The organism is Acetobacterium sp. K1/6, from assembly GCF_034438075.1.
Classification (GTDB): domain Bacteria; phylum Bacillota; class Clostridia; order Eubacteriales; family Eubacteriaceae; genus Acetobacterium; species Acetobacterium carbinolicum.
In genome coordinates, this window is the sequence record NZ_JAXQGA010000043.1 from 1 (window position 1) to 5,589 (window position 5,589).

Consider the following 5,589-nt stretch of genomic DNA (forward strand, 5'->3'; position numbering starts at 1 on the left):
CTTGATTTTACTGGGGTTTTGAGACTTTCTCACACAGTTTTTTATGACTTAGTGTAACCTAGATGCAAAGTTCACATTAATGTTCTCATCATAACGCTTCTTGGCGTTCGGATCATTCAAACGCATTAAAGACGATCTCAACGGATGTCATCCCTGTTTTCTCAAGGGCCAAGGTAAGCTTTTTTTCCCGATATAACAAAAGGGACATCCATAATCTGACCAAATTTCTATTTTCATTTTTTTACCTCATCATTCTTACCAACGGTAAGACCTTTCAGTTAAGTTTGGCTGGTATCGTTGATTAATACATCTGGCTTGACGTTGAGCGTATCCGGGATGTTATCCATGATATCCTGAAGACTTCTACCCTTTTCAAGCATCAGCATGGTGTCCCGATGGGGATTGGCGAAGATTCCCGGCCAGTTGTATTCATCATATTCCGGTCGATTCTGAAAGGCCAGGATCGGTTTGCTGAGTGAAAATTGCGCATTGACACCCGGTTTATTGCCCCTGGCATCAAGCTTGATCCACTTTTCTTCGATAAAAACGGCATTGTATGCATGAACACAATACCCCAGGGAGTCATCATCGGCCAGCGTAATATGCTGAAAACAGAAGCCAGCAGGGATTTTCTGAGATCGCAACAGGGCCGCCAGCAAATTGGCTTTGGCATGACAAATGCCGGTTTTGTGGATCAGCACATCCGATGCTTTTGCAGTGATCACCTGGGCATTGCAATCAAACGAATGGGGAATTTCATCCCTGACAAAGTGATAGGCGGTTCTTGTCTTTTCGATATTTGTCATGCCAGCTGTAAATAACTGCTGTGCTTTGTCCTGGATTGTGAAATGATGAAAATCAATCATGTCTGTTGCTAATAAGAATTTTCGAATCATTCTTTGTTTCCTTCCATTTCAAAACCGCCTCATAGAACCATGAGTTTTTTTACAGTCTTTGGTAATCGAAGCGTCAAATTACTTTTGCAATGAGGTATCCATTAATCGGCATTTTTCATCATTAATGAGGTCTTTTCTCATCAGATAATCCGTCTGGATCTCATCTCCCATTATAAAATCATGTGACCCGATTTTATAGAAGTTGTGTTTTTGATAAAAACTCAAGGCTTTTTTGTTGTCCTCCCAGACCCCCAACCACAGATAGGTCAGCTTCCGGGCTTTTCCCAGCGCTACTGCTTTATCCATCAATTGCCATCCCAATCCATTTCCCTGAAACTCCTTCAAAACATAGATTCTTTCGACTTCAAGTGATAAGGGATCATGAAGATCGGTTTGTGCTTTGCCTTCATTAAGTTTCATATAGCCTGCCAATTGTTCATTACAAAATATGAAATAGAAAAATGAGGCTTCATTTAACCATTCACTTCTGAGCTTTTCTAAATTAAACGCCTCCTCCAAATAAGCCTGCATATTCGCTTGCGTATTCATTCCGGCAAAGGTCTCCCAATAGGTTTGGCGGGATATTTTTTGATAGTCCATTAAATCATCGATTGAACATTCTTTTATTAAAATCATTTTATTACTCCATTAAATCACAGCACTTCAGGAAGCCGTACGACCGCTTGTAAAAGTGCATTTAGTTTCATTTACTATCTTTTTTAACAAATTGTTACCGCCAACAAAGGAATCACCGTCATCTACAACTTCCTGAATGATTAAGATGTGATCAGCGATGCGGCCGAATTTTACAGCTTCCTTTAGTTTTACTGGCAGCCCTTTAACTGGGAGACGGTGCGGCTGGACAAAAATTACCATAACGTGGCAAATTCAATTTTTATCTTCGCCATAAAAAAGCGCGTCGTATCTGGAAATTTTTTCTTCAAGCTTAATCACGCTAATAATACCCGCTTCGCGGACGGTTTCTTTTCCTTGAACAAATAGCATCACAACCGACGCTGAAAAGATATGATAGCTGACCGTCAGTTCCGACACGTTTTGCACATCAACCTTAACCGCCCAGATATTTGGATAGCGGTCAATCATTGCCACAATTTTGGGCTGCAGATCCCGTCACACGCCGCAGGTATTGCTGCCAAAATAAACCAGCAACATGTCATTTTTCTGAATCAGTTGATGCATTTCTTTGATTGTCTTGACTGGTTCCATTTCTTCCCCCACACTCACACGTCTGCCGTTTAAATCAGTTTTCCTTCGTCGCAATGATCGCATTAATGAAGTCGATCATGCCATCTTCGACCTCATCACGAATGTCCCGATAATTGTGGATTTCATGACGATATCCGGAATAAATCTTTGTTTTGACCTGATTTCCGGTATCCGCCAGCCAGTTTGACACCGCATAGACACCTTCTCCGAAAAGACCGAAGGGGTCCTGATCTCCGGCAATATTATAAACCGGAATGGCAGCCGGAACTTTCTCGGCCCACTGGATGCCAAGAATACTATCAATCATCATGATAAAATCGTAGGTTGAGCGAATATTCGGTGGGCTGGTGAAATTATTGAAGGGATCGCTGGCATGATCGGCAACGATATCCGGATCACCGGCAATCCAATCATTGGGGGTCAGGGGATTCGTGATGCGGTCAGTCATCCATTCGAAAAGAACCCCTAAATAACTGGGATCGACTTCTTCGCCTTTGCCTTCATCGATGCACTTTTGCAATGCTGCCGCCAACTCCTGAGTCTTTGGAAAAACCGACGAGGTTCCGCAGAGCAGCAAACCGTCGATGCCTTCCCCCATAGATTGTCGCATAAGATCGGGCAATCATCGAGCCCATGCTGTGACCGTACATAAAATAAGGCAGGTCGGGATAGTCTGCCTGGACCAATTGACGCAGGCTGTGTTCATCTTCAGCCATGGTCAGATAGCCTTTGTTTCCCCAGTCACTCCAGTTGCCGGATTCCGCGGCGGTTTTACCATGTCCCACATGATCGTCTGACGCAACCACAAAGCCAGCCTCATTCAACTTGAGAATCATATGCAGATAGCGTCGTGAATGTTCGCCAAAACCATGGACAATTTGAACAATCCCCCGGGGTTTGCGAATTGGCTTGTAAATCCAAGCCTGGATGGTATCCTTTTCGTTTAATGATCTGAAACTTCTTTCTTCAAATGCCATTGTCTTCCTCCTGTAAATTTATTATCAGGCTATCATGCAGTCGGATGATCTTAAGTTAAGTGCGCCGGGCACCGGGCATGTGCACTATTTTATCTGCTCCAGCAAAGTTTTTCGGGGATAAAAACCAAAGCGCTCATAAAAGCTGAAAGCCTTCTCGTTGCCGACTGCCACCGCCACGGTCTTGGTGTGGGCCCCCATTTCATCCATCCAGGCAATGGCATTGCTTAACAATGTCTCACCAAGACCCAATCCCCGATAGTCGTCCTGCACATATAAGGATTCCATTTCAACATCACCCGAAAATTCGACCCGGGAAATACAGTACCCGACATTTTGAGCAGTTTTCTGATCAACCGCAATTTCAATTCGCAGTTGCCCATTTTTGGCCTTCTGGAGCAGATTTTTTTTACGCATCTCAAAAGTAAACGCTTCATAGTGTGATTTAAAATTCGCGGCGGCATCGCGATGATGCCAGTTCAATGCTTCCCACAGCTCCTGGATGTCATCCAACAGCGATTCATCGCCGCTGCGATAGGTAATCGCTGTGATTGGGGGTTTTTCGTGTTTCATCGGTTTTTTCGCCTTGCCTTGCCAACCAATATCATCTAGGACTTCCTCAATGATCACAATCGGATCGGAGATCAATCCATAGTGTTCATCCTCAGGATAAGTCACCGCAATCGCAGGTTCCTGCCCGGCATAGGCAATCATGCTGGCCATTGAATCCCACTTTGTGCAGAGAAAAAAATGAGCATATTCACCCTGCTCGACAATTTTTAAAAAAGCACCCCGATTGCCCGGGATGGCCAGGGTATCTTTAACACCGGTTTGATATTCATATTCTTCAAACGCCGCCCGCATTTTAAGCGGTACAATCCCATGCCAGGTTCGTGAAAACATGATAACTCCTTTAATATTCATTTAAACTACAGTTATATTAACATCTGCCATAATCAGAATAATCATTGTTGGTGACACCTCTTTTTTTCAATCACAAATCCCGAATTCATTTCGTGTTTTGATTTGATATATGCTGCGGTATTATCATAGTCTTTAAATAGGGCCATCCGATTAATACCAATATTATCTAAAGATTTTAATATGCCTTCTTTATTTTTGATAATGAATACTGGTTTCTTGAATCGTATTCTCTGAACCATTTGAACTCTGAAACTATAAACTTCTTCCACGTAGGAAGCATACGATTGATATAAAAATAATCCTCTTTGATTAAGGCCTCTATCAAATTTCATGATAGGTCGATACATTAGATTTGGCAAGAAATTAATCCACCATATAGGTTCCCCATAATTATACGCTTTTCTGAAAAAACTCCTGGCCAAATTCAAATAGACGAATACTTCAATTGAGAGGTCATTACTTAAAACGAATGATGTTGAATTATCTAGTTCTTTAAGATAATGTGTGACCATCCATAAGTCTGGGATATCCTTTTTAATTTCTTCTATCAATTGTTTTTCAACAGCATCAATAGTTTCACTAAAGTAATGATGATAATCTTTCAGAAGGTTAGATAGATTTGTATCGAAGTCAGTTTTATTGGTTTTATAGTATTTTTCAAGTACTGGAAGCAAACTCAAAAAGTCCTTTTCATTATTAACAAATAGTTCTTCAAGTACATTCTGGTTTGGATATTTCTGAATTATTTTCGTAATGTCTATATAATTATCTTCAAATAGATATACATAACCATTTTCTTCAGTTTCATTTTGGCATGCAAAATAGAGCGCTACTAATGGAGATTTTGTTACATCAATTAAAGGGGTTGGTATGCCATAATGCTGAGCAAATGCAATAAAGTTTTCATGTTCGACGTTCGATAAAACCGGTGTTACCTCTCTATAAAAGTCATCTAGCATTATGCTAAATGGATACTCCTTCGTATCATAAAATGTACCTTTATACTGGCGTAATGCCGATGAAGTTCGTTCTCGATATTCTTTAGCCTCTCCCCTATATAAAAATTCAGAGGATGGAAACTTTTCTATTTCATCAATGTACGCACTTAGAGAATTTATTATCAGTTGATTTGTCATCTTATTTTCATCACCTACCTACTCATCTTCTCCGCGATGCTCTACGGCCATCTGGTCTACCCAATCTTCCTCAACGTACACCATACCATTCCGACCTTCCACCTTACGGTTAGGTCCAGGCTTATACAGCTTGCAACTTAAAGGACCATAGCAGAACGTCTCAAACCGATACTTTCTCCGCCCTCTTGAATTCCAATTATCAACAATGATCTCAACTGGCATTCTACACCCCCACATACAACTGCGACACTTCGTATCATAGGTTCTTGCCGCCAGTCTGCGGTGTCCTCTTTCTCTGTAAACTTCCAGCAACGGTGGCACCAGTTCCCAGGGCGACGATGTACTGCCCGGTTCGCCTTTAGCGATAACACTAAGCTTTGAGACTTTATAATAGTCAACCGGTTCCATATCAGGATCAGGAACTGGGACGCA

6 protein-coding genes and 2 pseudogenes are annotated in these 5,589 nt (G+C 41.7%); all 8 read right to left on the reverse strand.

All coding sequences use genetic code 11. The annotated features are described in order from the left end of the window. Positions 1-147: 147 nt before the first annotated feature. On the reverse strand, positions 148-237 hold the full coding sequence (locus tag U2P91_RS18005; protein ID WP_242988574.1) for a DsbA family protein: 90 nt from the start codon (positions 235-237) through the stop codon (positions 148-150). Between the two features lie 41 nt (positions 238-278). Beyond that, the gene (locus tag U2P91_RS17485; protein WP_111886767.1) at positions 279-896 is read right to left on the reverse strand and encodes a transglutaminase-like domain-containing protein; all 618 of its coding nucleotides are present in this window, start codon (positions 894-896) and stop codon (positions 279-281) included. Between the two features lie 78 nt (positions 897-974). After that, a complete protein-coding gene (locus U2P91_RS17490) occupies positions 975-1,532 on the reverse strand; it encodes a GNAT family N-acetyltransferase (RefSeq protein ID WP_111886766.1) in 558 nt (185 codons plus the stop codon). 252 nt (positions 1,533-1,784) lie between these two features. Then, positions 1,785-2,006: a hypothetical protein gene (locus U2P91_RS17495; RefSeq protein ID WP_162624383.1), complete on the reverse strand. Its 222-nt coding sequence runs from the start codon at positions 2,004-2,006 to the stop codon at positions 1,785-1,787. A gap of 151 nt (positions 2,007-2,157) precedes the next feature. Next, positions 2,158-3,100 (reverse strand): annotated as a pseudogene (locus U2P91_RS17500) (alpha/beta fold hydrolase). An 84-nt stretch (positions 3,101-3,184) separates the two neighbouring features. Beyond that, positions 3,185-4,000 (reverse strand): GNAT family N-acetyltransferase, encoded by an 816-nt coding sequence (locus U2P91_RS18010; RefSeq protein WP_162624382.1) that lies wholly within the window; start codon positions 3,998-4,000, stop codon positions 3,185-3,187. Between the two features lie 62 nt (positions 4,001-4,062). After that, positions 4,063-5,157: an FRG domain-containing protein gene (locus U2P91_RS17515; protein WP_322520083.1), complete on the reverse strand. Its 1,095-nt coding sequence runs from the start codon at positions 5,155-5,157 to the stop codon at positions 4,063-4,065. 18 nt (positions 5,158-5,175) lie between these two features. Further along, a pseudogene (locus tag U2P91_RS17520) lies at positions 5,176-5,589 on the reverse strand (hypothetical protein); the annotation flags it as partial.

Bases quoted from the DNA above. Each gene is read 5' to 3' on its own strand.
- U2P91_RS18010 (WP_162624382.1), bottom strand. From the start codon at position 4,000: ATGTTTTCACGAACCTGGCATGGGATTGTACCGCTTAAAATGCGGGCG.
- U2P91_RS18005 (WP_242988574.1), bottom strand. From the start codon at position 237: ATGAAAATAGAAATTTGGTCAGATTATGGATGTCCCTTTTGTTATATC.
- U2P91_RS17485 (WP_111886767.1), bottom strand. From the start codon at position 896: ATGATTCGAAAATTCTTATTAGCAACAGACATGATTGATTTTCATCAT.
- U2P91_RS17490 (WP_111886766.1), bottom strand. From the start codon at position 1,532: ATGATTTTAATAAAAGAATGTTCAATCGATGATTTAATGGACTATCAA.
- U2P91_RS17515 (WP_322520083.1), bottom strand. From the start codon at position 5,157: ATGACAAATCAACTGATAATAAATTCTCTAAGTGCGTACATTGATGAA.